Source organism: Pseudoduganella rivuli (assembly GCF_009674485.1).
GTDB classification, from domain to species: Bacteria; Pseudomonadota; Gammaproteobacteria; order Burkholderiales; family Burkholderiaceae_D; genus Rugamonas; species Rugamonas rivuli_B.
The window spans coordinates 31590-58269 of the sequence record NZ_WKJJ01000012.1 but is presented as its reverse complement, the minus strand read 5'-3'; the positions used below and the strand labels follow the sequence as shown (position 1 = coordinate 58269).

19 protein-coding genes are annotated in these 26680 nt (G+C 64.1%); 10 read left to right on the top strand and 9 right to left on the bottom strand.

Going from position 1 to position 26680, the window contains the following annotated elements:
• The 4 genes from GJ700_RS19275 (at position 1) to GJ700_RS19260 (ending at position 4373) form a co-directional block, all read left to right on the top strand.
• Complete coding sequence (locus GJ700_RS19275) at positions 1-612, top strand: malonate decarboxylase holo-ACP synthase (protein ID WP_154376868.1); 612 nt, start codon at positions 1-3, stop codon at positions 610-612.
• Positions 609-1529 carry a malonate decarboxylase subunit epsilon gene (mdcH, locus tag GJ700_RS19270; RefSeq protein WP_154376866.1) on the top strand — a complete coding sequence of 307 codons (921 nt, stop codon included), beginning with the start codon at positions 609-611 and terminating at the stop codon, positions 1527-1529. Before GJ700_RS19275 ends, mdcH begins: the two co-directional genes overlap by 4 nt.
• A 19-nt stretch (positions 1530-1548) precedes the next feature.
• Positions 1549-3540, top strand: coding sequence for an acetate--CoA ligase (gene acs / locus GJ700_RS19265; protein ID WP_154376864.1), 1992 nt, complete (start codon positions 1549-1551; stop codon positions 3538-3540).
• A gap of 68 nt (positions 3541-3608) precedes the next feature.
• Positions 3609-4373 (top strand): alpha/beta fold hydrolase, encoded by a 765-nt coding sequence (locus GJ700_RS19260; RefSeq protein WP_154376862.1) that lies wholly within the window; start codon positions 3609-3611, stop codon positions 4371-4373.
• Positions 4374-4382: 9 nt separating this feature from the next.
• Here GJ700_RS19260 and GJ700_RS19255 read toward each other — a convergent pair whose 3' ends face one another.
• Both GJ700_RS19255 and GJ700_RS19250 read right to left on the bottom strand, forming a co-directional pair.
• Entirely contained in the window at positions 4383-4766 is a 384-nt protein-coding gene (locus GJ700_RS19255; RefSeq protein WP_154376860.1) for a hemerythrin domain-containing protein, read from the bottom strand.
• A 121-nt stretch (positions 4767-4887) separates the two neighbouring features.
• Complete coding sequence (locus GJ700_RS19250; protein ID WP_154376858.1) at positions 4888-7401, bottom strand: cation-translocating P-type ATPase; 2514 nt, start codon at positions 7399-7401, stop codon at positions 4888-4890.
• A 219-nt stretch (positions 7402-7620) separates the two neighbouring features.
• Here GJ700_RS19250 and GJ700_RS19245 point away from each other — a divergent pair, with 219 nt between their 5' ends.
• Genes GJ700_RS19245 through GJ700_RS19230 form a run of 4 tightly spaced genes read left to right on the top strand, consistent with a single transcriptional unit; the run spans position 7621 to position 12360 of the window.
• On the top strand, positions 7621-8673 hold the full coding sequence (locus GJ700_RS19245; RefSeq protein ID WP_154376856.1) for a zinc-dependent alcohol dehydrogenase family protein: 1053 nt from the start codon (positions 7621-7623) through the stop codon (positions 8671-8673).
• On the top strand, positions 8670-9077 hold the full coding sequence (locus tag GJ700_RS19240; protein WP_154376854.1) for a hypothetical protein: 408 nt from the start codon (positions 8670-8672) through the stop codon (positions 9075-9077). Before GJ700_RS19245 ends, GJ700_RS19240 begins: the two co-directional genes overlap by 4 nt.
• Positions 9074-9676 (top strand): NAD(P)H-dependent oxidoreductase, encoded by a 603-nt coding sequence (locus GJ700_RS19235; protein WP_308700699.1) that lies wholly within the window; start codon positions 9074-9076, stop codon positions 9674-9676. The genes GJ700_RS19240 and GJ700_RS19235 overlap by 4 nt, the downstream gene beginning before the upstream one ends.
• A gap of 20 nt (positions 9677-9696) precedes the next feature.
• A complete protein-coding gene (locus tag GJ700_RS19230) occupies positions 9697-12360 on the top strand; it encodes a bifunctional acetate--CoA ligase family protein/GNAT family N-acetyltransferase (protein ID WP_154376852.1) in 2664 nt (887 codons plus the stop codon).
• 43 nt (positions 12361-12403) lie between these two features.
• Here GJ700_RS19230 and GJ700_RS19225 read toward each other — a convergent pair whose 3' ends face one another.
• From GJ700_RS19225 to gcl, 5 genes are all read right to left on the bottom strand, one after another.
• Positions 12404-14539 (bottom strand): putative bifunctional diguanylate cyclase/phosphodiesterase, encoded by a 2136-nt coding sequence (locus GJ700_RS19225; protein ID WP_195763949.1) that lies wholly within the window; start codon positions 14537-14539, stop codon positions 12404-12406.
• 181 nt (positions 14540-14720) lie between these two features.
• Positions 14721-16151 carry a pyruvate kinase gene (gene pyk / locus GJ700_RS19220; RefSeq protein WP_154376848.1) on the bottom strand — a complete coding sequence of 477 codons (1431 nt, stop codon included), beginning with the start codon at positions 16149-16151 and terminating at the stop codon, positions 14721-14723.
• A 179-nt stretch (positions 16152-16330) separates the two neighbouring features.
• Entirely contained in the window at positions 16331-17218 is an 888-nt protein-coding gene (gene glxR / locus GJ700_RS19215) for a 2-hydroxy-3-oxopropionate reductase (RefSeq protein WP_154376846.1), read from the bottom strand.
• Positions 17219-17294: 76 nt separating this feature from the next.
• A complete protein-coding gene (hyi, locus tag GJ700_RS19210) occupies positions 17295-18074 on the bottom strand; it encodes a hydroxypyruvate isomerase (protein WP_154376844.1) in 780 nt (259 codons plus the stop codon).
• 79 nt (positions 18075-18153) lie between these two features.
• Entirely contained in the window at positions 18154-19896 is a 1743-nt protein-coding gene (gene gcl / locus GJ700_RS19205; RefSeq protein WP_154376842.1) for a glyoxylate carboligase, read from the bottom strand.
• A 132-nt stretch (positions 19897-20028) separates the two neighbouring features.
• On the opposite strand from gcl, the gene GJ700_RS19200 reads away from it, so the two are divergent.
• Together GJ700_RS19200 and GJ700_RS19195 are read left to right on the top strand one after the other, a co-directional pair.
• A complete protein-coding gene (locus GJ700_RS19200) occupies positions 20029-20940 on the top strand; it encodes a LysR family transcriptional regulator (RefSeq protein WP_154376840.1) in 912 nt (303 codons plus the stop codon).
• A 96-nt stretch (positions 20941-21036) separates the two neighbouring features.
• Positions 21037-22959, top strand: a complete 1923-nt coding sequence (locus GJ700_RS19195; RefSeq protein ID WP_154376838.1) for a methyl-accepting chemotaxis protein — start codon at positions 21037-21039, stop codon at positions 22957-22959.
• A 19-nt stretch (positions 22960-22978) separates the two neighbouring features.
• Here GJ700_RS19195 and GJ700_RS19190 read toward each other — a convergent pair whose 3' ends face one another.
• Entirely contained in the window at positions 22979-25369 is a 2391-nt protein-coding gene (locus GJ700_RS19190) for a glycoside hydrolase family 3 N-terminal domain-containing protein (protein ID WP_154376836.1), read from the bottom strand.
• Between the two features lie 100 nt (positions 25370-25469).
• Positions 25470-26603, bottom strand: coding sequence for a sugar ABC transporter permease (locus GJ700_RS19185; RefSeq protein WP_154376834.1), 1134 nt, complete (start codon positions 26601-26603; stop codon positions 25470-25472).
• Between the last annotated feature and the right edge of the window lie 77 nt (positions 26604-26680).

Below are 26680 nucleotides of genomic sequence, written 5' to 3'. Positions count from 1 at the left end.
ATGTCGCCGCACGACTTGCTGTGGGTCGCGCCGGGCGCCATCCGGCTCAACGGGCCCTGGCCGGAATGGGCCGATGCCGCATGGCAGCGCAGCGCGCCGGTGGTGGTGCGGCGCGAAGCGGTCGCCGGTGGCGTGATACCGGTGGGATTGCGCGGCGCCGCGCGCAGCCAGCGTGTCAAGGGCTATGTCGCGGCCGATGCGGTGACGCGGCGGATGGCGCCGGAATCATTGGCGGAGGGTTCTGCCACCGTTGACGGCAACCTGCCCGCATTGGCGGCGCTGGCATTGCTGGCGCCAGCCTTCAACGCGACCGGCATGGCCTGGGGCCCCACCGGCGGCGTCGGCTACTTCCTTGCGTGCGGCTTGCCCGTGCTGCGCGCCGACAGCGACCTCGATGTGGTGGTACGCGCACCGCAGCCGCTGACCGCATGCCAGGCCGCGGTACTGGATGGCATACAGGCGGCGCCGGGTGCGGCTTGCCGCATCGATATCCAGGTTGATACCGGCCATGGCGCATTCGCCTTTGCCGAATGGCGGAGAGGCGGCCGCGTACTGTTGAAAACCAATACGGGGCCGCAACTGTGCGCGGACCCGTGGGCGGACACCGTATGAGCACCTTGTTCATGTTTCCGGGCCAGGGCGCGCAAAAGGCCGGCATGCTGCATGCGCTGCCCGCCCACGCGGAATCCGCGCGCACGCTGGCGGAAACCGCCGCCGTGCTGGGGAGCGACCCGCTGGCGCTGGACAATGCCGCAGCGCTGGCATCGACCGTCGCCACCCAGCTATGCCTGCTGGTCGCGGGCGTCGCCATGGCCCGGGTACTGGCGGCGCACGGCGCGGCGCCGGACATGGTGGCGGGGCTGTCGATCGGCGCTTATCCGGCCGCCGTCACGGCCGGCGTGATCGGTTATCCGGACGCCGTGCGGCTGGTGGCGCGCCGGGCGGCTTTGATGGAGCAGGGCTACCCGCATGGCTACGGCATGTGGGCTATCAGCGGGCTGCCGCAAGACCGGCTGGAAGTGTTGGTGGCGCAAGTGCACAGCGCCGCCACGCCGGTCTACGTCGCCAATCTGAACGGCCCCCGGCAGCAGGTGATCGCCGGCGCCGATGGCGCGCTGCGCCAATGCGGCGACCTGGCGCTGGCGGCGGGCGCCACCCGGGCAGAGCGGCTGGCGGTCAGCGTGCCGTCGCACTGCGCCTTGCTCGACGCGCAGGCCCAGGCGCTGCGAACCGCATTTGACGGCGTGCCGCTGGCGCGGCCCAAAGCCACGTACATCAGCGGCAGCAGCGCGCGTGCGCTGTTCGACCCGGCCGCGATCCGTGACGACCTGGCGTTCAACATGGCGCGCCAGGTGCACTGGTTCGATACCGCGCGCCATGCGTGGGAGCGCGGCGCCCGGCTGGCGCTGGAAATGCCCAGCGGCGCCGTGCTGACTGGATTGACCGCACCCGTGTTTGAGACCGGCACGGTGCTTTGCTGTGACAACAACCGCCTCGATACCGTGCTGGCCTTGCTGGCGCGGGCATAGACCACTTTAGGAGACCAGCATGACCACGACTGATACCGTTCAGGGGGATACCCACGCCTTGCGCACCTGTCTGCCGCCGGCGGCATTCACCGCGCAAGCCAATATCGCCGGCATGGCGGCGTACGATGCGCTGTGCGCCGAAGCCGCGGAAGACTATGAAGGCTTCTGGGCCCGCCTGGCCCGCGAAAACGTCGACTGGAAAGTGCCGTTCACGCGCACGCTGAACGAAGACAACGCCCCGTTCTACAAATGGTTCGAAGACGGCAAGCTGAACGCGTCTTACAATTGCCTGGACCGCAACCTGCAAAACGGTAACGCCGACAAGACCGCCATCATCTTCGAAGCGGACGACGGCGCGGTGACCAGGGTCACTTACCAGCAACTGCATGAAAAAGTCTGCAAATTCGCCAACGGCCTGAAATCGCGCGGCATCAAGAAGGGCGACCGCGTGATCATTTACATGTCGATGTCGGTGGAAGGCGTGGCCGCGATGCAGGCGTGCGCCCGTATCGGCGCGACGCACTCGGTGGTGTTTGGCGGCTTCTCCGCCAAGTCGCTGCAAGAGCGCATCATCGACGCGGGCGCCGTGGCCGTCATCACTGGTGACGAGCAGCGGCGGGGTGGCAAGTGTCTGCCGCTGAAATCCATCGTCGATGACGCGCTGGCGCTGGGCGGCTGCGATTCTGTGCGGGACGTGATCGTCTATCAGCGCACCGGTAACCCGATCGCCTTCAGGGAAGGCCGCGATATCTGGTGGCACGACCTGGTCGACAAGCAGAGTGCCGAATGCGAACCGGAATGGGTGGAAGCGGAACATCCGCTGTTCATCCTGTACACGTCCGGTTCCACCGGCACCCCGAAAGGCGTGCAGCACTCGACGGGCGGCTACCTGCTGTGGGCCAACCTGACGATGAAGTGGACTTTCGACATCAAGCCGGCCGACGTGTTCTGGTGCACCGCCGATATCGGCTGGGTCACGGGCCACACGTATATCGCCTACGGCCCGACGTCGGTGGGCGCGACCCAGATCGTGTTCGAAGGCATCCCGACCTTCCCGCACGCGGGCCGCTTCTGGGAAACCATCGCCAAACATAAGGTTTCGATCTTCTACACGGCGCCGACCGCGATCCGTTCGCTGATCAAGGCATCCGACCTTGACGCCAACGTGCATCCGAAGAGCTTCGACCTGTCGTCCTTGCGCCTGCTGGGTTCCGTCGGCGAGCCGATCAATCCGGAAGCGTGGATGTGGTACTACAAAAACGTGGGCGCCGAGCAATGCCCGATCGTCGACACCTTCTGGCAAACCGAAACGGGCGGCCACATGATCACGCCGCTGCCGGGCGCCACGCCAATGACGCCGGGTTCGTGCACGTTGCCGCTGCCGGGCATCATGACCGCCATCGTCGACGAAGCCGGCCACGATGTGCCGAACGGCCAGGGCGGCATCCTCGTGGTGAAACGTCCATGGCCATCGATGATCCGCACCATCTGGGGCAATCCGGAACGCTTCAAAACCAGCTACTTCCCGGAAGAATTCGGCGGCAAATACTACCTGGCCGGCGACGGCGCGATCCGCCACAAGGACACCGGTTACTTCACCATCACCGGCCGGATCGACGACGTGCTGAACGTGTCGGGCCACCGCATGGGCACGATGGAAATCGAATCGGCGCTGGTGGCCAATCCGCTGGTGGCGGAAGCTGCCGTGGTCGGCAAGCCGGATGAAACCACGGGTGAGTCGATCTGCGCGTTCGTCGTGTTGAAACAAGCCCGTCCGACCGGCGACGACGCGAAAAAGCTGGCGCTGGAATTGCGCAACTGGGTCGCCAGGGAAATTGGCCCGATCGCGAAACCGAAGGAAATCCGCTTCGGCGACAACCTGCCGAAGACCCGCTCGGGCAAGATCATGCGCCGTTTGCTGCGCGTGCTGGCCAGGGGCGAGGCGATCACGCAGGACGTGTCGACCCTGGAAAATCCGGCGATCCTGGACCAGTTGCGGCAAGCGGCCTGAAAGCCACTGCTGTTAAAACAGTAACGTGGTAAAAATGCTAATCTCGGATTTTTTCCACAGGGCGGCGCATGAAGCATTTACCGGAAAGGCAGCTTGCGGTCATCGACGGGCAGCAACTGGCGTATGGCGTGGCGGGGCAGGGCGGTCCCGCCATCGTATTGATCAACGGCGCGGGCGGCCCGATGCAAGGCTGGTTCAGGTTGTTCCCGGACGTGGCGCGGCTGGGCCGGGTGTTCATTTACGACCGTCCCGGTATCGGCGCCAGCGGCAAGCCGGTGGCGCCGCAAACGGCGGAACTGTGCGTGCGCCAGTTGCGCGCCTTGCTGCACAAGGCCGCGATCCCGGCGCCGTATGTGCTGGTGGCGCATTCGTTTGGCGGGCTGCATGCGAACCTGTATGCGCGCCTTCATCCGAACGAGGTGGCGGGCGTGCTGTTCCTGGAAGCGGCGGCGCCGGAAGACGTGGGCGCGATGAAGGCGCATGCGGGTCCGGTCGCGCGCTTCGTCAACCGGGTACTGAACGCTTTCGTCAAACCCGATCCAAATGGCGAAGTGGCCAATGAAACGCGGTCGGTGGCGCAAATCCACGCGGCGCCCCCGTTTCCCGCCATCCCCGTGACCGTGTTGTCCGGTGCGAAAACACCGCCCGGCTGGGCCGCATCAGGTGACGCGCTGGCCGCGCGCGAACGCAGCCAGTTGGCACTGGCGGCGCTGTCGCCGCTGGGGCGGCGCATCAGGGCGGCGGGCAGCGGCCATTTCCCGCAAATGTCGGAGCCTGAACTGGTGACTGACGCGATTGCCGCGCTGGTGACGGCGTCGCGCGAGCGCGTGTGACCGGTTGATTCAATGGCGGTTTGGCAGCGGCAATTCGCAACCTGCCGCATATGCCAATTCCCTGTCCACCGCTTCCAGGTGGTGCGGCAGCCACTGCCCCAGTTGCTGCAACACCTGCGTCGTCGGCCTGGCATTGCCGTCCTGTAGCGCCGAGATGGCCCGGCGCACGTCGGCCACCACCTGCGCATGCTGTTCGCGATGCCTCGCGAGGCTGCCACAACCCAGCGCCTCCAGCATGTCTTCACTGGAGCGGAAATCCTGTTCCAGCCGGTCGGCCAGTAAGCTGAATTCGCGCTGGAACGTGTGTTTTTGCGAGCTGGTGACGCGGAATATCTGGTCCAGCAGCGCGGTATGCAAATGGTCGTAGTTCAGGTGAGCGGTGGTGGTCTGCATGGGGGACTCCAGGTGGTTGAATGGTGGGGTCCAGTGTGCAAGGTGAATTTGATAAGGGGTGTGACATGAATCAAACTTTCCTTCCGACACACACCTGTCTCCACACGAGGTGGCCGCCGTGCTATGCCTTGACGCGGGCAGTGCCCGCGCTGCGGATTGCCAGGCGGGCGCATGGCCAGGCGGCCAGTCCGGCCACCAGGGCCGCGGCCAGTGGCGCCGGCGGCAGCGGGGCGAGTTTGAACAGCCCGGCGGCGAATGGCGCATAGATCATCGCCACCAGCGCCGCCAGCGCGACCCCGGCGATGATCTTGAACAGGGGATTGGCGGCACCGTCTGCCACGGCAGCAGGTCCTGTCACGGGCCCGGCCGATTGCCGGTTGGCCGCCAGCAGCGCCAGCGCCGCCACGACCAGCGCGGCAAAACCGGCGCTGCGCGCTTGCAGTTCCGGCAGCCAATGAATGGCCACTGCATAGCCTGCTGCCAGCAACGCCAGGGCAGCGCCTCCCTGCAGGAGTGCGATGACAATTTCCTTGTGGCCGAACAGCCGCGCGTCACGCCCGCGTGGCGGCGCCTGCATGGCGCCACGCTGTGCCGGTTCGCGCTCGAAAGCCAGCGAGCAGGCGGGGTCGATAATCAACTCCAGGAATGCAATATGCATCGGCAGCAGCAGGGCGGGCCAGCCCAGCAGCGGCGGCAGCAGGGCCAGACCGGCGATTGGCACGTGCATGGCCAGCACAAACGTCATTGCCTTGCGCATGTTGGCGTAGATGGTCCGTCCGGCGCGAATCGCATCGACGATTGAACTGAACCGGTCGTCCAGCAGTGTCAGCGCTGCGGCGTCACGCGCGGCGTCGGTGCCGCGCAAGCCCATTGCCACGCCGGCATCCGCCGCCTTCAGCGCCGGGACGTCGTTGATGCCGTCGCCGGTCATCCCGACCACGTGGCCGGCGCGCTGGAGCGCCTGCACGATACGCAGCTTCTGTTCGGGGCGCACCCGCGCACAGGTGCTGGCGTGCTGCAAAGCCGTGGCAAGCCGGGCGTCATCCATTTCGGCGATCTCCGCACCCAGCAAAACCTCGCCATCGGCAATCCCGGCCTGGCTGCAAATGGCCCGGGCCGTGGCCGGATAGTCGCCCGTGATCATGATCACGCGCACGCCCGCGGCCTGGCATGCCGCGATATCGGCCGGGATGCCGGCGCGCAGCGGATCGGCCAGCCCTGCCAGTCCGGCGAGCGTGAACGGGAACGCCGATGGCTGTTCCGGCCATTCTGGACCGTTCCATTGGGCCTGGGCGATAGCCAGTACGCGCAAACCCTGGCCGGCCATCGCATCCACCGCCGCCATGGCGTTGGACAGCGCCGCGCCTTCGAGCCGGCACAATGCAAAAATGGTTTCCGGCGCGCCCTTGGCCGCCACCGTGGCGCCCGCTGTCCCGGCGCCGCGCCACAGCCGCACCAGGACCGGCCGGTCCGGGCGTATGCCATATTCATGGACTGGCGCCAGGCCACTGGCGGGTGAGCCGGCCGCTGCCGTGGCAAATGCCTGTTCCAGCGGATCATGCGACTGTTCGCGGCTGGCCAAGACCGCCAGCGCCAGCAGGTGCGCATGGGTCGTGTCGTGTGCCGCGTCGGGCGGCGTGGCGGCGGCGCCTGGCAGCCACACTTGCCGGACCGCCATCCGGTTTTCCGTCAGGGTGCCCGTCTTGTCGGTGCACAGCACAGACATGGCGCCCAGCGTTTCAATCGCTGCCAGCCGCCGTGTCAGCACTTTCGCCTGTGCCAGTCGCCATGCGCCGATCGCAGGATAGACAGTCAGGATCACGGCGAACTCTTCCGGTATGACCGACATCGACAACGCCAGGCCGGCCAGGACCGCCTCCATCCAGCCGCTGCCGCGCCACAGCATGATGGCAGGCAGGATCACGCTGGCCGCCAGCCCGACCACCATCAGGCGCCTGGCCAGGCGGCCGCTTTCGCGCCGCAGCGGTGACGGCGGCGGCGCGACCAGGCGGGCGATATTGCCCAGCTTGCCAACTTCCGTACGGGCGCCGGTCGCCACCACGGTGGCCAGCCCGTGGCCCTGCACCTGGTAGCTGCCGCAATAGACCATGGCGGGCGATGGCGGCTGCCCGACGCCGGCCTGACTGTCCGCAGCGGACTTGGCGACCGGCAAGGATTCGCCCGTCAGCAGGGATTCATCGACCATTAAGCCATTTGCCTGTAACAGCAACGCGTCGGCCGGCACCAGGTTGCCTTCGGCCAGTTCGATCACGTCGCCTTGCACCAGCTGGGCTGACGGGATCGTCATGCGGTTGCCGTCGCGTATCACTGTCGCATACTGCGGACGCAGGCGGTGCAGCGCCCGCAGCGCATGTTCAGTCCGGTCTTGCTGGTAAATCGTGAACACCACGGTCAACGCCACCATGCCCGCCAGCAGCAAGCCTTCATGCAACTCTCCCATGGCCAGGTAGAGCAGCGCCGCGCACACCAGCAACGCAAACATCGGCTCGCAGACAATTCCGGCCAACAATGACATCCAGCCGCGCCGCGACGCCTCCGGCAGCAGGTTGGGGCCGTCGGCCGCCAGCCGGCGCGCTGCTTCCTTGCTGTCCAGGCCGGGGTAAGGCACGGGCATGTCTGGCTCCTTCTGGTGGGAATAACGCAGTCTGCGTGGCGCGTCAGTTGAAAACTTTGATGCAGGTCAAATTCCGGGTGGCCTCGTGGGACGTGCGTTTGCCTTCGGCCAGTGCGGCGGAGAATTTCCACGTAATTTGACCAGGATCAAACTCATTCGCTGACTTGACGCCGACGCTCGACTACCGTGGTTGATATTCCAGCCAGAATGGAGAACACCATGCGCGCACTAGTTTATGAAGGTCCCGGCCGGCCCGTATTGAAGGACAAGCCCATGCCGGGATTGCAGTCACCGACGGATGCCATCATCCGTATTACCCATACGACGATTTGCGGCACGGACCTGCATATCCTGAAAGGCGACGTCGCCGATTGCCTGCCGGGCACCACGCTGGGCCATGAAGGCGTCGGCATCGTCGAGCGGGCCGGCGAGGCGGTGCGCAACTTCCGCGCTGGCGACCACGTGCTCATTTCGTGCATCACGTCGTGCGGAACGTGCGAATACTGCCGCAAGGGCATGTATTCGCATTGCGCCACCGGCGGCTGGCTGCTGGGCCACAAGATCGACGGCACGCAGGCGGAATACGTCCGCATTCCCCATGCCGATACCAGCCTGCATCACATTCCCGCCGGGGCGCAGGAAGAAGCGCTGGTCATGCTGAGCGATATCCTGCCGACCGGTTTCGAGTGCGGCGTCTTGAATGGCAAGATCCAGCCGGGCTGCACGGTGGCCATCGTTGGCGCCGGGCCGATCGGGCTGGCGGCGCTGATGACCGCGCAATTTTATGCGCCGGCCGACATCATCATGGTCGACCTCGACGAGCACCGCCTCGCGGTCAGCCGCCAGTTCGGCGCCACCCATACGGTCAAGGCGGTAGGGCGGGCAGCGGAATTGGCGGTGCTGGAACTGACCGGGGGCCGCGGCGTCGATACCGCCATCGAGGCGGTCGGCATTGCCGCCACCTTTGAATTGTGCACGGCGATCATCGCGCCCGGCGGCACGGTCGCCAACGTCGGCGTGCATGGCGGCAAGGCGGAACTGGACCTGGCCCGGCTGTGGTCGCACAACATCACGATCACGACGCGGCTGGTCGATACGGCCGTGATCCCGCAATTGCTGAAAGCCGTGCAGTCGCGCCGCCTTGACCCGTCCAGCCTGATCACGCACCGCTATGCGCTGGAAGAGATCAGCCAGGCCTATGCCACGTTCGGCGATGCGGCCCGGACCGGCGCGCTGAAAGTCATCATTACGCCAACAGGTGCGCGGCCATGAAGATACTGATGTTCGTGGGCATGCTGTCGACCCTGGGCGCCGGCCTGGTGGCGGCGTCCATGCCGGCTGGAGCCGATGCCGGTGTGGTGTACGCCGGCGGCGGTATCGGCATGGAGGAACGCACGTTGCTGGAGTCGGCACGCGGCGAATTCAACTTGCGCATGATCTTTGCCAGCAAGGGCAGCGGCGCCTACCGCGCCGACGTCGACGTGGAAGTCCGCAATACACGGGACGCCGCCCGTCCAGTGGTGTTGCGGCTGGAAAATACCGGGCCATTGCTATACACCAGCCTGCCTCCAGGCCGCTACGAAGTCAAAGTCCAGGCGGCGGGACGGCAGCAGGTTAAACCCGTGGCGCTGCCCGAGCGTGGCGCGCGCGAACTGGTTTTCTACTGGGACGAATGATGACCGTTGCCGCCAGCCGTTCCGTGCTGATCATTGAAGGCCATCCCGACGCGGGTGCGCGCCATTTCTGCCACGCGCTGGCCGACGCTTATGAGGCCGGCGCGCTGCAGGCCGGCCACAGCGTGACGCGGATCGACGCGGCGCGGCTGGATTTCCCCATGTTGCGCAGCCAGCACGAATGGGAGCATGGCGACACGCCGCCCGCGCTGCTGCCGGTGCAGCAGGCCATTGCCGGCGCCACGCACCTCGTGCTGTTTTTCCCCTTGTGGCTGGGCGACATGCCGGCCTTGTTGAAGGCCCTGCTGGAACAGGTTGCGCGTCCCGGCTTTGCGTTCCGGGCCGAAGGCGGCAATCCATTCGCGCACAAGGCACTGGCCGGACGCAGCGCCCGCGTGGTGGTCACCATGGGCATGCCGGCCACGGTCTACCGCTGGTACTTCCAGGCCCATGCCGTCCGGTCGCTGGAGCGCAACATCCTGGGCTTCGTCGGCATCGCGCCGGTGCGGCGCACGCTGATTGGCATGATGGGCAAGCTCGATGAACGGCGCGCGCAGCGCTGGCTGGGGCGCATGCACGCGCTGGGCGCGGCGGCCAAATAAATCTGTTTTCCGGAGCGGGAATGACGATACGTAACCTCAAGTACTTCTTTGCGCCGCGGTCGGTGGCGCTGATCGGCGTATCGGACCGCGCCGGCAGTGTCGGCGCCACGGTGCTGCATAACCTGATGCAGGGGGGATTCAAGGGCCCGCTGTACCCGGTCAATCCGCACCACCGGGAATTGGCGGGCTTGCGCTGCTATGCATCACTGGGCCAGTTGCCGGAATCGCCGGATCTTGCCGTGATCTGCACGCCGCCGGACGCCGTGCCGGACGTGGTCGCGGAACTGGGCAAGCTGGGCACACGCGCCGCCATCGTCATGACGGCGGGGCTCGACGGCCAGGCCGGTGGCGGCAGGACCATACGCCAGGCCATGCTGGACGCCGCGCGGCCCCACCTGCTGCGCATACTGGGCCCCAATTGCGTGGGCTTGCTGTCGCCCCATGCAAAGCTTAACGCCAGCTTTGCCCCGTGCGGCGCGCGGCCCGGCCGGATCGCCTTCATTTCGCAATCGGGCGCCATGGTGACAGCTATGCTGGACTGGGCCGGCGCGCGCGGCATCGGCTTTTCCGCCTTCGTATCGCTGGGTGACTGTTCCGACGTGGACGTGGCGGACATGCTCGATTACCTGGCAGGCGACGTGCATACCGATGCGATCCTGTTGTACCTGGAAGGCATCGGCAATGCCCGCAAATTCATGAGCGCTGCACGCAGCGCGGCGCGCGGCAAGCCGGTGCTGGTGCTGAAGGCGGGCCGGGCGCCGGCCGGAGCGCGCGCGGCCGCCACCCATACCGGCGCATTGGCCGGCGCGGACCTGGTGTGCGACGCGGCGTTCAGGCGCGCCGGCATGCTGCGCGTGCGCAATGCGGAACAGTTGTTCGAGGCCGCCGCCACGCTGGCGCTGTCGCGGCCTGTGCGCGGCCGCCGCCTGGGCATCATCACCAATGGCGGCGGGCTCGGCGTGCTGGCTGCCGACGCCATGGCCGACGGTGGCGGGGTTCCCGCCATGCTGGGCGAAGAAACCATCGAAGCGCTGGGCCGGGGCTTGCCGCGGACCTGGTCGCAGGCGAATCCGGTCGACATCATCGGCGATGCGCCCGCCGCGCGCTATGCCCATGCACTGGCTGTGTTGCTGGCCAGCGGCGACACGGACGCGGTGCTGGTGCTGCACGCGCCGACCGCCATTGTTTCCAGCGCGGACGTGGCGCGCGAACTGGCGCCGCTGGCGGCGGCCGCTTCCAAGCCGGTCCTGTTTTGCTGGATGGGCGGCGCTGTGGCAGGCGCGGCGCGCACCGTCTTCAGCCAGGCCGCGCTGCCGGTGTTCGATACGCCGGAGTCGGCGGTCGAAGCGTTCCTGCAAATGGTGCGGTACGCCGACAGCCAGCGCTTGCTGCTGGAATCGCCGCCGCCGCTGCGCGGCCCCGGCGTGGATGCCGGCGCGGCGCGCGCGCTGGTGAGCCGCATGCTGGCCGATGGCGTCAGCACGGCGCCGGAAGCCGAAGCCAAGGCGATCCTGTCCGCGTATGGCATCCCCACCGTCGATACCCGCGTCGCGCGCAATACCGACGAAGCGCTGGCGATGGCGGCGGACATCGGCTACCCGGTGGCTGTCAAGCTGCGTTCGCCCGATGTCAGCCACAAGTCCGACGTCGGCGGCGTGGTGCTCGACGTGGCGGGCCCCCAAGCCCTGCGCGCGGCGCTCGATGCGATCGGCGCGTCGCTGGCGCTGCACCGCCCGGATGCGCGCCTGGAAGGATACACGGTGCAGGCCATGGCGCGCCGCCCGGGCGCGCGCGAATTGATCGTTGGTATCGGCGCCGACCCGCTGTTCGGGCCAGTGGTGCTGTTTGGCCATGGCGGTGTCGCGGTCGAAGCCATCAGCGACCAGTCGATTGCGCTGCCGCCGCTGAACCGGGTACTGGCTGCCGACCTGGTAGCGCGCACCCGCGTGGCGCGCCTGCTGGGCGCCGTGCGGCAGCAACCTGCGGCCGACATGGAGGCGTTGTACGACGTGCTGGTGCGGGTGGCGCAACTGGCGGCCGATATTCCCGAGATTGCCGAACTCGACATCAATCCGCTGCTGGCCGATGGCGACGGCGTGCTGGCGCTCGATGCGCGCATCCGCCTGAATCCCACCGGTGGTGCGCGCATGGCGATCGTGCCGTATCCGCAGCACCTGGTGCAAACCCATGTATGGCAGGATGAACGGATCGTGATCCGTCCGATCCGGCCGGAAGACGGCGCCGCCCACGTGGCGTTTTTCCATGCGCTGACGCCGGAAGACGTGCGCTTCCGCATGTTCACGTCGGTAACGGATTTAACACCGGCGCAGCTGGCGCGCTTCACGCAAATCGATTACGCCCGTGAAATGGCGCTGATTGCCGTGCGCGACGTGGCCGGCGGCGAACCGGAAACGCTGGGTGTGGCGCGCGTGGTGGCCGATCCGGACAATGTCGATGGCGAATTTGCCGTGGTCGTCAGGTCTGGCCTGAAAGGGCAGGGCTTGGGGCGCCTGCTGATGCAGCGGCTGATCGCCTATGCACAGGACAGCGGCTTGCAGGCGATGACGGGCGTGGCGCTGTATGACAACGAGCGCCTGCTGGCGCTCGCGCGTTCGCTGGGCTTTACCTGCGGCCGCGCCGAAGGCGGCGCCGTGCCGCTGCGGCTGGAATTGCGCCGGGATTAATTGAAGGCCTGGCGCCGCGCCTGCATGCCGGCGCGGTTTGCCATCACAGCGCAAGCTTCAGCAGGGTTGCGACGGCGTCGGCCGCGATGGGTTTGCTGTACAGGTAGCCTTGCACATAGTCGCACTGCAATGAGCGGAGGAAGTCGCGCTGCGCCTCGGTTTCCACGCCTTCCGCCACCACCGACATGTGCATGCTGTGCGCCAGTGCCGTCACCGCAGTGGCAATGGCGGCGTCGTCGCTATCGCCAGGGATGTCGCGCACGAAGGAACGGTCGATTTTCAGGACGTCGATAGGAAAACGCTTCAGATACGCGAGACTGGAGTAGCCGGTGCCGAAGTCGTCGATGGCCAGGCGTACCCCCATGCGGCTCAGGCGCTGCAACGTTTCCGCCGCACTGTCGGGACGGTCCATCAGCACGCTTTCAGTGATTTCCAGTTCCAGGCAGCCGGCGTCGCAGCCGCTGTCTTCCAGTGCCTGCGCCACCATGACTTCCATGCCGGCTTGCCGGAATTGCCTTGCCGACAGGTTCACTGCGATGCGCAGACTGCCCAATCCCGCCTGCTTCCACGCGACTTGCTGGGCGCACGCCGTGCGCAGCACCCATTCGCCGATGGGGACGATCAATCCGGAATCTTCGGCGATCGGGATAAACACATCGGGTGTAATCACGTCGCGGCCCGGCGGCAGCCAGCGCAGCAAGGCTTCCACGCCCGTCATGGCGCCTGTCGCCAGGCTGTATTGCGGCTGGTACAGCACGACCAGTTCGTGCCGTTCGATGGCATGGCGCAAACCGTTTTCCAGCGTGAGCCGGTCCAGTGTGCGGGCATTCATTTCCGGGGAATAGTATTGGTAGTTGCAGCGCCCGAGCGCCTTGGCCTGGTACATGGCGGCATCCGCGTTTTTCAGCAATTGCTTGGCATCCGCGCCATCCTGTGGATAGACGCTGATGCCGATACTGCACGACAGGGAAATTTCGTGGCCCAGGATCAGCATGGGGCGCGACAGGACGTCGAGGATGGCGTGGGACAGGATCGCCGCCGGCGCTTCATCATATAAATCCGACAGGAACACCACGAACTCGTCGCCACCCAGCCGCGCCACGGTATCGGTTTCGCGTACGACCCGTTGTATCCGGCGTCCTACCTCGATCAGCACACGGTCGCCGGCATCGTGGCCCAGGCTGTCGTTGATGGTTTTAAAACGGTCCAGGTCAAGGAAAAGGATGGCGGCGGCACGCTGCTGGCGGCGCGCGGCGGCAATCGCGTGTTCCAGCCGGATCAGCAGCAGCGTGCGGTTGGCCAGGCCCGTCAGCGCGTCATAATTCGCCAGGCGCACCAGGTCTTCTTCATAGCGTTTGCGCTGCGAAATGTCCTCGACGACCGTCACCGTGCCGCTGTTGGCCGCGTGCATGGGCGCGAATGTCGCTTTGACCCATACCGGATCTCCTTCCCGGCGCCGCAGCAGGAATTCGTGCGGCTGCGGGTAACCCTCGGTGAGTTCGCGGCCGGGCGGCGGAATCAGGTCGTCGCGGCGCCGTTGCAGCAACTCCTGTTCGCTAAAGCCGGATATGTCGAGCATGGCCTGATTGACCGTGCGCACCCGTCCGTCGCTGTCCGCCACGATGACGCCGCAGGGCAGGCTGCTGATGATCTGCTCCGAATAGTCTTTCAGCTCCAGGATCTGGCGGCGGCCACATTCGATATACGTGTCCAGCGCCAGCGCCACGTCAAAGGTAGCGACCTTGCCCAGCGCGTGCAGCGCGGGCGGGATGCGCTCCGGTGTATCCGACAGCAAGCGCCGGATCAATGGCGCCAGCTCGGTCAGGTATTTGCGGTAAGCGCCGATATACCAGATGGGCTCCAGGCCGCAATGGTGGTGTACCAGGCCAATGCGCAGTCGGTTTTGCACGTAATCGGCGCCGATCTCGCCCTCGGTCAGCCGGTCAAAATAAGTGACATGGGCCAGGTGCAGGCGCTGCGCCACGTGCGCATCGGCCAGCATGGCACGCAACTGCGGAAATTGGTACAGGTGGGAATAAAATGCTTCGATCACCGCATCCAGGTGCGGTTTGATGAGGGGACGCAGCTCACGCAGTGCGGACAGGTCGGATGGCTGGATATCCAGGTAGGCAAGGCGTTCGGCAATTTCCTCGGCCGGCGGCGTCATGCTCGCGGCCATTTGATCCAGAGTGGAGCGGTGGCTCATGGCGTTGAAATGCCGGTGCTGTGCCGGCTATTTGCTTTTAAGCCACAAGTCTATGTTGAGATCAATGATGAATTGTTTGATGCAAATCAAATAATTGCAGAATAATGGCGCTTCAAGATGTCCACCGCCAATCGGCGGCGGACACCTTATCCTGTTACTGAGGCCAGATCTCGGCCAGGCGCAGCAGGTTGGTGGTGCCCGGCTGGCCAAACGGCGTACCGGCGGCGATCGCCACCTGGTCCCCCGGCTTCACGAAGCCTTCTGCCAGCGCGGTGCGGCAGGCTGCCGCCACCATTTCATCGACCGTGTACACGTTGGTGCTGACGGTGCTGTGCACACCCCATGCCAGCGCCAGGCGGCGCGCGGTTTCCTGGCTCGGCGTGATCGAGACGATCGGCACCAGCGGACGCTCGCGCGACGTGCGCAGGGCGCTGTGGCCGGACGTGGTGTAGGCGACAGTCGCCGTCACGCCCATGATGCGGGTCACATCGCGCAGCGCCGAGCTGATGGCGTCGCCCTTGTTGGCGTTGACCGGCGCGGAGTTGTCGCGCTGCGCGTCGATCATGGCAGGGTACAGCGGATCGCGCTCCACTTCGGAAATGATGCGGTTCATCATGGCCACGGCCTGGACCGGGTACAGGCCGCTGGCCGATTCGGCCGACAGCATGACGGCGTCCGCGCCTTCGTAGACGGCATTGGCCACGTCGGACGCTTCGGCGCGGGTCGGCACCGGCGCCGTCACCATCGATTCCAGCATTTGCGTCGCCACCACCACCGGCTTGCCGTGCTTGCGGCACAGGCGCACGATGCGTTTCTGCACGCCCGGCACGCGCTCCGGCGGCAATTCCACGCCCAGGTCGCCGCGCGCCACCATGACCGCGTCGGATTGTTCAATGATTTCTTCCAGGCGCTCCAGGGCCTGCGGCTTTTCCAGCTTGGCCAGCACGCCGGCGCGGCCCTTGACCAGTTCCTTGGCTTCGATCACGTCTTCCGGGCGCTGCACGAACGACAGCGCGATCCAGTCTACGCCCAGTTCCAGCGCGAACGACAGGTCGCGCCGGTCTTTTTCCGTCAGCGCGGGAATCGGCAGTACCGCGTCCGGCACGTTGACGCCTTTGCGGTCCGACAGCACGCCCGTGTTGACCACCTGGGTGCGGATGAAATCGTCGCCGCTGTCGGTGACTTTCAGGCGCACGCGGCCATCGTCGATCAGCAGGGCCTGGCCCGCGCGGACCGCTTCAAACAGTTCCGGGTGCGGCAGGCACACGCGGTTTTCGTTACCTGGCTCCGGATTGCGGTCCAGTGTGAATACCGCGCCGGCCTGCAGCGTGACTTTACCGCCGGCGAACTGGCCGATGCGCAGTTTCGGGCCTTGCAGGTCGGCCAGGATGGCGATCGGACGGCCCAGGTCTTTTTCGATGGCGCGCACGATGTCGTGGCGCGCTTGATGGTCGGCGTGGCTGCCGTGGCTGAAGTTGAAACGGAATACATCCGCGCCCTCTTCAAACAAGGCTTGGATGACGGCGCGTTCGGCGCTGGCTGGACCCAGGGTGGCTACAATTTTGGCTTTACGTTCACGGCGCATGATAAATCTTTGTATCAGGTGTTGATTATCCGTAGGGCGGCTTTTACAAAGCCGCCGTGCGAGCGTTTCGACGGCGCCACCATGGCGGGTTTGTAAAACCCGCCCTACGATGGTTGCCGCGACGGCGGAAATTCAGGCGTAAAAAAAGCGGGGCAGCGCCCCGCTTTTACTGGCACAAATTAACCTTGTGCGATTTTGTGGTTGGACATCAGTTCGATGGCCTGGCACAGGGCCGAGTGGTCCAGACCGGACAGACCGTTGGCGGCGCAGGCGTTCATCAATTCCTGGGTAGCCGAGGTGTTCGGCAGCGATACGCCCAGGGCTTTCGCGCCTTGCAGCGCCAGGTTCAAGTCCTTCTGGTGCAGCGAAATACGGAAGCCAGGGTTGAAGGTACGCTTCACCATGCGCTCGCCGTGCACTTCCAGGATACGGGACGATGCGAAACCACCCATCAGCGCTTCACGCACTTTGGCTGGATCGGCGCCGGCTTTCGAGGCGAACAGCAGGGCTTCAGCAACAGCCTGGATGTTCAACGCCACGATGATCTGGTTCGCCACCTTGGTGGTCTGGCCGTCGCCGTTGCCGCCCACCAGCGTGATGTTCTTGCCCATCAGGTCGAACAGTGGCTTGACGGTGTCGAAGGCTTCCTGAGGACCGCCAACCATAATGGTCAGCGATGCGGCCTTGGCGCCCACTTCGCCGCCGGACACTGGCGCGTCCAGGTAAGCGCAGGACTTCTTGTTGATCTTCTTGGCGAATTCCTTGGTGGCGATCGGCGAGATCGACGACATGTCGACCACGATCTTGCCGGCGGTCAGGCCGGCGGCGATGCCTTCTTCCGAGAACAGCACTTCTTCCACGTGCGGGGTGTCCGGCACCATCAGGAAGATGATGTCGGCGCGCTTGGCCACTTCGGCAGCCGAGGTGCAGACGGTCGCGCCGCCTTCAACCAGCGATGCCGGCGGGTTTTTCACGTCGTGCAGGTACAGCTTGTGACCGCCGGCTTGCAGGTGGCCAGCCATTGGTGCGCCCATGATGCCCAGGCCGATAAAACCGAGTTTTGCCATGATAAATTCTCCTAGTAGTTGTTGGGAAGACATGGGTGCCGGGCCTTCAGGCCGGGCATCCACATAATTGCAGGTATTACGAAGCCAGTGCCTGGCGCCAGCCCAGGCCGTCCACGGTGCCGTTCTTCGGCTTGTATTCGCAGCCGACCCAGCCGTCGTAGCCGATTTCATCCAGGTAGTTCAACAGGAAGCGGTAGTTGATCTCGCCGGTGCCGGGTTCGAAGCGGCCCGGGTTGTCAGCCAGCTGGATGTGCTTGATGACGGACAGGTTGTTCTTGATGGTGTTCGCCAGCTCGCCTTCCATGCGCTGCATGTGGTAGATGTCGTACTGCAGGAACAGGTTGTCCGAACCCACGGCTTCGATCAGGTCCAGGCCTTGTTTCGTGCCCGACAGGAAGAAGCCGGGAATGTCGAAGGTGTTGATCGGTTCGATCAGCAGCGGAATACCGGCGGCTTTCAGCTCTTTCGCGGCGAACTTCAGGTTGCGCACCAGCGTGTCTTGCGCTTTTTGCTTTTCCACGTTGGCTGGCGGAATGCCGACCAGGCAGTTGATGCGCTGGGTTTTCAGTACTTTGGCATAGCGGATCGCTTGTTCCACGCCTTGCTCGAACTCGGCAATACGGTCCGGCAGGCACGCGATACCGCGTTCACCGCCCGCCCAGTGGCCGGCCGGCAGGTTGTGCAACACCATCTCCAGCTGGAACTGGTGCAGTTTTTCAGCCAGTTGCTCCGGCTCGAAATCGTACGGGAACAGGAATTCGACCCCTTTGAAACCGGCGCGCGCGGCGGCGCTGAAGCGGTCCAGGAAATGCAGTTCATTGAACAGCATGGTCAGGTTGGCGGCGAACTTTGGCATGTCGTATGTCCTTTTTGTATATCGTCTGGTGTTACATGCGGGGGAGGCGAGTCCCCCGCCGTGCTGCCAATTACTTCAATTACTTCAGGTCGATCACTTCGTTGAACTCGGTGATGTTGTTGATCTCGGTGCCCATCGCGATATTGGTCACGCGCTCCAGGATCACTTCCACCACGACCGGCACGCTGTACTGCGCCATCAGTTCACGCGCCTTCTCGAAGGCAGGGATGATGTCGTCAGGGTTGTGCACACGGATCGCCTTGCAACCCAGGCCTTCGACGACAGCGACGTGGTCGACGCCGTAGCCGTTGACTTCCGGCGAGTTGATATTTTCGAACGCCAGCTGCACGCAGTAATCCATGTCGAAGCCGCGCTGGGATTGACGGATCAGGCCCAGGTACGAGTTGTTGACCAGCACGTGGATGTACGGCAGCTTGAATTGCGCGCCCACGGCCAGTTCTTCGATCAGGAACTGGAAGTCGTAGTCACCGGAAATCGCGACGATGTCGGTCTTCGGATCGGCAGTCCGCACGCCCAGCGCCGCAGGGATGGTCCAGCCCAGAGGACCGGCCTGGCCGCAGTTGATCCAGTTGCGTGGCTCGTACACGTGCAGGAATTGCGCGGCGGCGATTTGCGACAGGCCGATGGCGGACACGTAGCGGGTGTTGCGGCCGAAGTATTTGTTCATTTCTTCGTACACGCGCAGTGGCTTCACTGGCACCTGGTCGAAGTCGGTCTTACGCAGCATGGTGCGCTTGCGTTCCTGGCACTGGTGTACCCAGCCGGTGCGGTCTTTCAGCTTGCCGGCGGCTTTCCACTCTTTCGCCACTTCGACGAACAGTTCCAATGCGTAGCCTGCGTCGGACACGATGCCCAGGTCCGGACCGAAGACGCGGCCGATCTGGGTTGGCTCGATGTCCACGTGGACGAATTTACGGCCTTCGGTGAACACTTCGACCGAGCCGGTGTGGCGGTTGGCCCAACGGTTACCGATACCGCAGACGAAGTCCGAAGCCAGCACGGTGGCGTTGCCATAACGGTGCGAGGTTTGCAGGCCGGCCATACCAGCCATCAGCGGGTGGTCGTCAGGGATGGTGCCCCAGCCCATCAGGGTCGGGATCACAGGCACGTTGACGATTTCAGCGAATTCCTGCAGCAGTGCCGATGCGTTGGCGTTGATGATGCCGCCGCCGGCGGTGATCAGTGGACGGTCCGCGTCGTTCAGCATTTCCAGCGCTTTTTCGATCTGGGCGCGGGAAGCACGTGGCTTGTACACTTCCATCGGGGTGTAGGTGTCCGGATCGAATTCGATCTCGGCTTGCATCACGTCGAATGGCAGGTCGATCAGCACCGGACCTGGACGGCCGGAGCGCATCAGGTGGAATGCTTGCTGGAACACGCGTGGCACTTGTGCCGGTTCCAGCACGGTGGTGGCCCACTTGGTCACTGGCTTGGCGATTTCAGCGATGTTCACTGCCTGGAAGTCTTCCTTGTGCAGGCGGGCGCGCGGTGCCTGGCCGGTAATGCACAGGATAGGAATCGAGTCGGCTTGTGCGGAGTACAGGCCGGTGATCATGTCGGTGCCGGCAGGACCAGAGGTGCCGATGCAGACGCCGATGTTGCCTGGAGCGGCACGGGTGTAACCTTCAGCCATGTGCGAAGCGCCTTCAACGTGGCGGCCCAGCACGTGCTTGATGGTACCGTTACGCTTCAGCGCGGCGTACAGTGGGTTGATTGCTGCGCCCGGTACGCCGAAAGCGACATTGATGCCTTCTTTCTGCATCACGTGGACGGCTGCGTCAGCTGCCTTCATCTTTGCCATTTCTGTTCTCCTGAGTGTTTGTTGGTTTGTGAACCTGTTGCGGATGTTTTGTATGCTATAGGCGATGACTTCGCTTGATAAGACCACAAACAATCGGTTTATTCGATACTCCAAGTATGGAATAATGTTGACATGGATAAATTCAAACAAATCGAAGCCTTCGTGGCGGTGGTCGAAAAAGGATCTTTGGCGGCGGCCGCATTGGTGCAAAACATTACGCCGGTGATGCTGGGACGCCGAATTGATGCGTTGGAGAAACGCCTCGGCGTCAAGCTGATGCACCGCACCACGCGCCATTTGACGTTGACGGAACAGGGCAATGTGTTCCTCGACGATTGCCGCAAACTGCTCTCTGATTTCGACGTGGCGGAGCGCAATATCGCGGAAGGGCGGCACAAGGCCACCGGCCACCTGATCGTGTCGGCGCCCGCGTCGTTCGGGCGGCAGCATGTTGCGCCGCACGCGCCGGCCTTCCTGAAAAAAAATCCGGACGTGCAGTTGTCGTTCAACCTGACCGACCAGGTGATCGACCTGGTGCGGCAGGGTTATGACCTGGGTATCCGCATCGGCGGCGTCATCGATCCCAGCTTCGTGGCGGTGCGGCTGGCGAAGAACCGCCGTGTCGTATGCGGGACACCGGATTACTTTGACCGCATGGGTATTCCCCGCACCCTGGACGACCTGGCGCACCACAATTGCCTGGCGTTCAACCTGCAGGGCGGCCAGCAGCGCGGTTGGTACTTCCAGCAGGGCGGCAAACCCGTCACCGTGAAAGTGCAAGGCAACCTCGATTGCAATGATGGCGAACTGTTGCACCGCTGGGCGTGCGAAGGGCTGGGGCTGGCGTGGCGCTCGACGTGGGAGATCCAGTCTCAGCTGGCCGAGGGCAGCCTGATCACCGTGCTGGACGACTTCGCGTTGCCCGATTACGACATCATGGCGGTTTATCTACAACAAAGACACTTGCCTGCCAAGATACGTTTCTTTATAGACGAGTTAAAGCAGGTATACGCGCAATCGGGCTACTGGACGCGCAACAAATGAAGCAAAATAAGTGCGTGCATATAAGGGTTCTATGTACACTTAAATAAAGGCCGGCTATCAAGGAACGGCCACTCATAAAATATCGGGAGTGCTCCAATGGCCTTGCTGCGACGACTGTCCATCAAGAACAAACTTATGCTCGCCATGGGTTTGTGCTTGTTACTATTCATTCTGATTTCTTCGTCACTGAGCGTCTATATGACCAGCGAGAACGCGCGCGTGCGCGTGGTCGAGCAGGAATTGCCGGCGCAAATCGGTGAAATCCGCAACGACGTCCTGCGCCAGATTAACCAGCCGCTGTCGGTGTCGCAAACGCTGGCCAACGATACTTTCCTGCATGACTGGGAAGAGGCTGGCTTGCCGGACGAGGGGGCGGAAGCCTGGAAAAAGTATGCGAAGCAGCTGAAATCCAAAAACAACGCCGCCACGGTATTCTGGGTGTCGCATGCGACCGGTAAATACTTCACGGATGCGGGCTATGACCGTACGCTGTCGAAGGACAAGGCCAGCGACCAGTGGTTTTACGGTTTCCTCAACGGCGGTTTGCCGTACACGCTGGACATCGACAAGGATGTCAGCGCCGACAAATACATGTTGTTCATTAATACCCGCGTGCAGACGGCCGGCGGCAAGCTGGCCGTGGCGGGACTGGGCCTGGCCGTCAATACGCTGGCGGACACCATCCGCAGCTACAAATTGGGCAAATCCGGATCCGTCGCGCTGGTGCGGCCGAACGGCGCCATCCTCGTGCACCGCAATCCCGCGCTGGTCGATGGCAAGCACTTTCTGAAAGATATGCCGGGCTTCAGCGCCGACCTGGCCAAAGAACTGCTGGGCGGCCAGAAATTCGCCCATGGGCGCTTCAAAGGAGAGGGGGGGCCGCAATTCGTGGCGTCGTCCTTCATCCCGGAATTGAATGCCTATGTCATCGCGGAAGTGCCGGAATCCGAAGTGCTGGGCAATATCGGCCGCTCGGCCATGATTTCCGCACTGGTCGGCGCGCTGATTGGGGGCGGTATCGGCATGATCGCCATCTTCTTCGTGGCGCGCGCCATTGCCGCGCCGGTCGCCCATGCGGCGGAAATGCTGACGGAAATCGCCAGCGGTGAAGGTGACCTGAGCCGCCGCATGCCGGTGGAATCCGAAGATGAAGTGGGCGCGCTGGCCCACGCGTTCAACAAGTTCGTGTCATCGCTGAACAGCACGATGTTGAAAGTACGCGACAGCACGGCGATGATTTCCACCGCGTCGTCCGAAATCGCTTCCGGTAATTTCGACTTGTCGGCCCGCACCGAACACCAGGCATCGAACCTCGAGGAAACCGCTGCCGCGATGGAAGAGCTGACGTCCACCGTCAAGCAGAATTCCGCCAACGCCGAAGAAGCCAACAAGCTGGTGGCGGAGACCACCAATGCCGCCGTCAAGGGCGGCCAGGTGGTGGCCAGCGTGGTGGACATGATGGGCCAGATCACGGCCAGTTCGCAAAAAATGTCCGACATCATTGGCGTCATCGATGGCATCGCGTTCCAGACCAATATCCTGGCCTTGAACGCGGCCGTGGAAGCGGCCCGCGCCGGTGAACAGGGCCGGGGCTTTGCGGTGGTGGCGTCCGAAGTGCGCTCGCTGGCGCAGCGTTCCGCCGCCGCGGCCAAGGAAATCAAGGAATTGATCGTGGACTCCGTCGGCAAGGTGGAAGCAGGCGGCAAGATGGTCGATACGGCGGGCGACGCCATGAGCGACATCGTGAAATCCGTGCAGCACGTGGCCACGCTGATGGCGGAAATCACCACCGCCAGCCATGAGCAGAGCGACGGCATCGGCCAGGTCAATTTGTCGATCACGCAGATGGATGACGCGACCCAGCAAAATGCCGCGCTGGTGGAGGAAGCTGCTGCCGCCGCGCAGTCGCTGCAGGAGCAGGCGGCGCAGCTGGAGCAGGTGATCGGGACGTTCAAGCTCGATACCAGCGGCAGCGGCAGCGGTGGTGGTTCGGGACGGACGGCGCTGGCGTTGCGCTGACCGCCACCGCATGTCAGTGTCACACCACCATCAATTTCACCTGCTTCAACTCCACGCTATTCGGCCCGACCGACACCGTAAAGCTGCCCGGTTCCACCACGCGCTGCATTTGCGCGTTATGGAACTGTAGCTGCGGCACACCGATGTCGAACGTGACGGTGCGGGTTTCTCCCGGCGCCAGCGTGATGCGCTGGAAGCCTTTCAGTTCCAGCACGGGACGCGTGACGGAACTGATGTCGTCGCGGATATACAGCTGCACCACTTCATCGCCCGCCACCTTGCCCGTATTGGTGACGTTCACGGCCACTTGGGTGGCGCCGTTGCGCGCAATGGACGCCTGCGACAGCACGGGTGCGGAAAAGGCGAACGTCGTGTAGCTGAGGCCAAAGCCGAACGGGTACAGCGGTTTAGTCGAACCATCGATATAGCCGCGCCGCGCGGAAGGCTTGTGGTTGTAGAACATCGGCAATTGGCCGACGTTGCGGGCAATCGTGACGGGCAGCTTGCCGCCCGGGTTCGCCCGGCCGAACAACAGGTCCGCCGCCGCATGGCCGGTTTCCTGGCCCAGGTACCACCCTTCGATCAGCGCGTCGGCGCGTTCGGCCAGCAGGTTGACGGACAATGGACGGCCGTTGAGCAGGAATACCACCGTTGGTTTGCCGAGGTCGAAGATGGCTTGCGCCAGCGCGTTTTGCTGGCCCATCAAATCCAGCGACTGGCGGTCGCCCAGGTGCTGGTCGGACCACGCTTCGCGGCTGGTCTGTTCGTTGTCGCCCAGTACCATGATGATGGTGTCGGCGGATTGGGCTGCCGCCACGGCTTCGGCGATCAGCTTCGCATTGACTTCCGGCGGCGTGAACTTGATTTCATCCTTGCCCCAGAGGCGTTCTTCCGTAATGCGCACGCCTTCGGCGTAGGCGAACGGGAAACCCTGGCGCTCGCTTTCCGCTTTTAATCCTTCATAAATCGACACCACGTGGCGCGGGACGTCGGAATAGCCGCCGATCGGGCAATCCTTTGCGTGGGTGCCCAGCAACAGCACTTTTCCTACCTTTTTCGCATTCAGCGGCAGCACGCCCTTGTCGTTCTTCAGCAGTACGCAAGCGCGCACGGCCGCTTCGCGCGCCAGCGCCACCGCGTCCGGCGTGGCGGTCAATTGTTCGGCCTGCGAGGCGTCGACATACGGCTGCTCGAACAGGCCGGAATAGAACTTCAATTCCAGGATGCGCGCCACCACCGCATCGATTTCCGCCTCGGAAATGCGTTTTTCCTTCACTAGCTGCGGCAGCAGCTTGTAGCCAAAGGCATCTGGCGTTTCGATATCGACACCGGCTTTGACGGCATGCACGGCCGCATCCTGGGGCGTGTCGGCCAGGCGGTGGCGCGTGATGAGTTCCTGGATGCCCAGGTAATCGGACACCGTCACACCCTTGAAACCCCATTCGTCGCGCAGCACTTTCTTCAGCAGCCAGCGGTGCGCGTGCGATGGCAGGCCGCCAATCTCGTTATACGACGGCATCACGGCCGCAACGTGTGTCTCCTTGATGATGCGCTCGAAGGGCGGCAGGAATTCTTCGCGCAGGGTGCGCTCCGTGACTTCCGCCGGCCCCACATTGGTGCCGCTTTCCGGTTGTCCGTGGCCCGTCATGTGCTTCAGCGTGGTGTACACCTTGTCCCTGGCCAGCTTGCGCTGTTCGCCCTGGAAGCCCAGCACGGCGGCCTTGCCGATTTCCGCACACACATGCGCATCTTCGCCAAAGGTTTCTTCAATGCGGCCCCAGCGCGGTTCGCGCGCCACGTCGACCACCGGCGCCAGCGCCAGGTTGGCGCCGCGCGCCCGCATTTCGCGCGCCGCCACGCTGAACACTTTACGGACCAGCGCCGTGTCGAAGGTCGAGGCCAGGGCAATGGCTTGCGGGAAGCTGGTCGCATCCTTGGCCGCATAACCGTGCAGCGATTCCTCATGCAGGAACAACGGAATGCCGAGGCGCGTCTGTTCCATCGCCCACTTTTGCGCGGCGTTCGAATAGTCGGCGGTTTCCCGTGCGCTGCGGTTGGCGCGTGCGCCGTCGTCCCCTGCGCCGCCGGGCGTGGCGCCGCCCTGGTGGTCGGATGGACGGGCGATCATGCCCAGCCCGTGCGGATAGACTTGCGACGCCTGTTGCGCGGAGAAGTCGCCACGCTGGTCTTCAATGGCGCGCTTGCCACTCCAGACGCACAGCATTTGCGCGGCTTTTTCTTCGAGCGTCATGCGGCTCAACAGGTCCTTCACGCGCGCCGCGACGGGCGCACTGGCGTCTTTGTACAAGGGGCGCGTGGCAGCGGCGGCGAGCACGCTGGAGGCGGGCAGGGCAGCCATGCCCGCGAGGGTGGAGGAAGCAGTGAGGAATTGCCGGCGGTTGTTATTCATTTTTTGTATTTAGTAGTTGAAGTGCTAAAGATGCACACACCCGTGGCAGCCAACCCAAAGGGCGGCCACCATACGGTGTGATGTTGAAGAAAGCGGGGAATCAGCGCTTGCCGGAGCGGGTGCTGACGTCGATCCACACGGCCAGCGTCAAAATGCCGCCCTTGACGATCATTTGCCAGTACGTATCCACATCCAGCATCGACATGCCGTTATCCAGGCTGGCCATGACCAGTGCGCCGATCAACGCGCCGTGCACGGTGCCGGAGCCGCCGCGCATCGACGTGCCGCCGATGAAGCAGGCGGCAATCGCATCGAGCTCGCCGGAGGTGCCGGCCGACGGCGACCCGGCTGCGAGGCGCGCCGTGTTGACCAGCCCCGCCAGCGCGCACATCAAGCCCATGATGCCGAAGATCCACAGCTTGACGGCCTTGACGTCGATGCCCGACAGGCGCGTTGCCTCCATGTTGCTGCCCACGGCATAAACGCGGCGGCCAAATACCGTCTGCGTCGTGACATAAGTGAATATGCCCAGCAAGGCCAGTAACAGCAGCACGGGCAGCGGAATGCCTTCGTACGCGTTCAGTGTCGATACGAACGCGGCCAGCACCGCGCCGACCGCGGCCAGCTTCACCGCATCGCGCCACATGGGGGCGACCGCCAGCGCGTGCGCCGCGCGGTTGCGGCGCTGCTGCCACGTCAGCAAGGCGGCAATGGCCAGCAGCACGATCCCCAGCGCCACGCCCCATTGCGGCGACAGGTAGCCCTGGCCGATCGTCACCATGTTGTCCGACACGGGGGCGATGGTCAGCCCGCCCGTCACGCCCAGCACGATGCCGCGATAGGCCAGCATGCCGCCCAGGCCCACGATGAAGGAGGGGATGCCGAGGTAGGCGGTCAGGTAGCCGTTGGCCAGGCCCATGACGAGGCCCAGCGCCAGCACGGCCAGTAAATTCACCGGCAGCGGCAAATGGTGGGTGACATCCAGCACGGCGGCCACGCCGCCCAGCAAGCCCAACAAGGAACCCACCGATAGATCGATTTCCCCGGCAATGATCACCAGCGACATGCCGCAGGCGACGATGCCGGTGATGGCCATTTGCCGCATCAGGTTCGACATGTTGCGGGGCGTGATGAACCCGCCTTCGGTCTTGTAGCTGAAGTAGGCCCAGATCAGCGCGATGGCGATCAGCAGGGCCAGCATTTTGTATTGGGTGAACAGCTTCTTTATATTCATCGTTACACCAAAATAGGTAGGGCGGTTTCCGCGCAGCGGAAGCCGCCAATGTTCGCGTTTTGGTACTGCTTGGCGGC

Bases quoted from the DNA above. Each gene is read 5' to 3' on its own strand.
- GJ700_RS19275 (WP_154376868.1), top strand. From the start codon at position 1: ATGTCGCCGCACGACTTGCTGTGGGTCGCGCCGGGCGCCATCCGGCTC.
- mdcH (WP_154376866.1), top strand. From the start codon at position 609: ATGAGCACCTTGTTCATGTTTCCGGGCCAGGGCGCGCAAAAGGCCGGC.
- acs (WP_154376864.1), top strand. From the start codon at position 1,549: ATGACCACGACTGATACCGTTCAGGGGGATACCCACGCCTTGCGCACC.
- GJ700_RS19260 (WP_154376862.1), top strand. From the start codon at position 3,609: ATGAAGCATTTACCGGAAAGGCAGCTTGCGGTCATCGACGGGCAGCAA.
- GJ700_RS19255 (WP_154376860.1), bottom strand. From the start codon at position 4,766: ATGCAGACCACCACCGCTCACCTGAACTACGACCATTTGCATACCGCG.
- GJ700_RS19250 (WP_154376858.1), bottom strand. From the start codon at position 7,401: ATGCCCGTGCCTTACCCCGGCCTGGACAGCAAGGAAGCAGCGCGCCGG.
- GJ700_RS19245 (WP_154376856.1), top strand. From the start codon at position 7,621: ATGCGCGCACTAGTTTATGAAGGTCCCGGCCGGCCCGTATTGAAGGAC.
- GJ700_RS19240 (WP_154376854.1), top strand. From the start codon at position 8,670: ATGAAGATACTGATGTTCGTGGGCATGCTGTCGACCCTGGGCGCCGGC.
- GJ700_RS19235 (WP_308700699.1), top strand. From the start codon at position 9,074: ATGATGACCGTTGCCGCCAGCCGTTCCGTGCTGATCATTGAAGGCCAT.
- GJ700_RS19230 (WP_154376852.1), top strand. From the start codon at position 9,697: ATGACGATACGTAACCTCAAGTACTTCTTTGCGCCGCGGTCGGTGGCG.
- GJ700_RS19225 (WP_195763949.1), bottom strand. From the start codon at position 14,539: ATGGCCGCGAGCATGACGCCGCCGGCCGAGGAAATTGCCGAACGCCTT.
- pyk (WP_154376848.1), bottom strand. From the start codon at position 16,151: ATGCGCCGTGAACGTAAAGCCAAAATTGTAGCCACCCTGGGTCCAGCC.
- glxR (WP_154376846.1), bottom strand. From the start codon at position 17,218: ATGGCAAAACTCGGTTTTATCGGCCTGGGCATCATGGGCGCACCAATG.
- hyi (WP_154376844.1), bottom strand. From the start codon at position 18,074: ATGCCAAAGTTCGCCGCCAACCTGACCATGCTGTTCAATGAACTGCAT.
- gcl (WP_154376842.1), bottom strand. From the start codon at position 19,896: ATGGCAAAGATGAAGGCAGCTGACGCAGCCGTCCACGTGATGCAGAAA.
- GJ700_RS19200 (WP_154376840.1), top strand. From the start codon at position 20,029: ATGGATAAATTCAAACAAATCGAAGCCTTCGTGGCGGTGGTCGAAAAA.
- GJ700_RS19195 (WP_154376838.1), top strand. From the start codon at position 21,037: ATGGCCTTGCTGCGACGACTGTCCATCAAGAACAAACTTATGCTCGCC.
- GJ700_RS19190 (WP_154376836.1), bottom strand. From the start codon at position 25,369: ATGAATAACAACCGCCGGCAATTCCTCACTGCTTCCTCCACCCTCGCG.
- GJ700_RS19185 (WP_154376834.1), bottom strand. From the start codon at position 26,603: ATGAATATAAAGAAGCTGTTCACCCAATACAAAATGCTGGCCCTGCTG.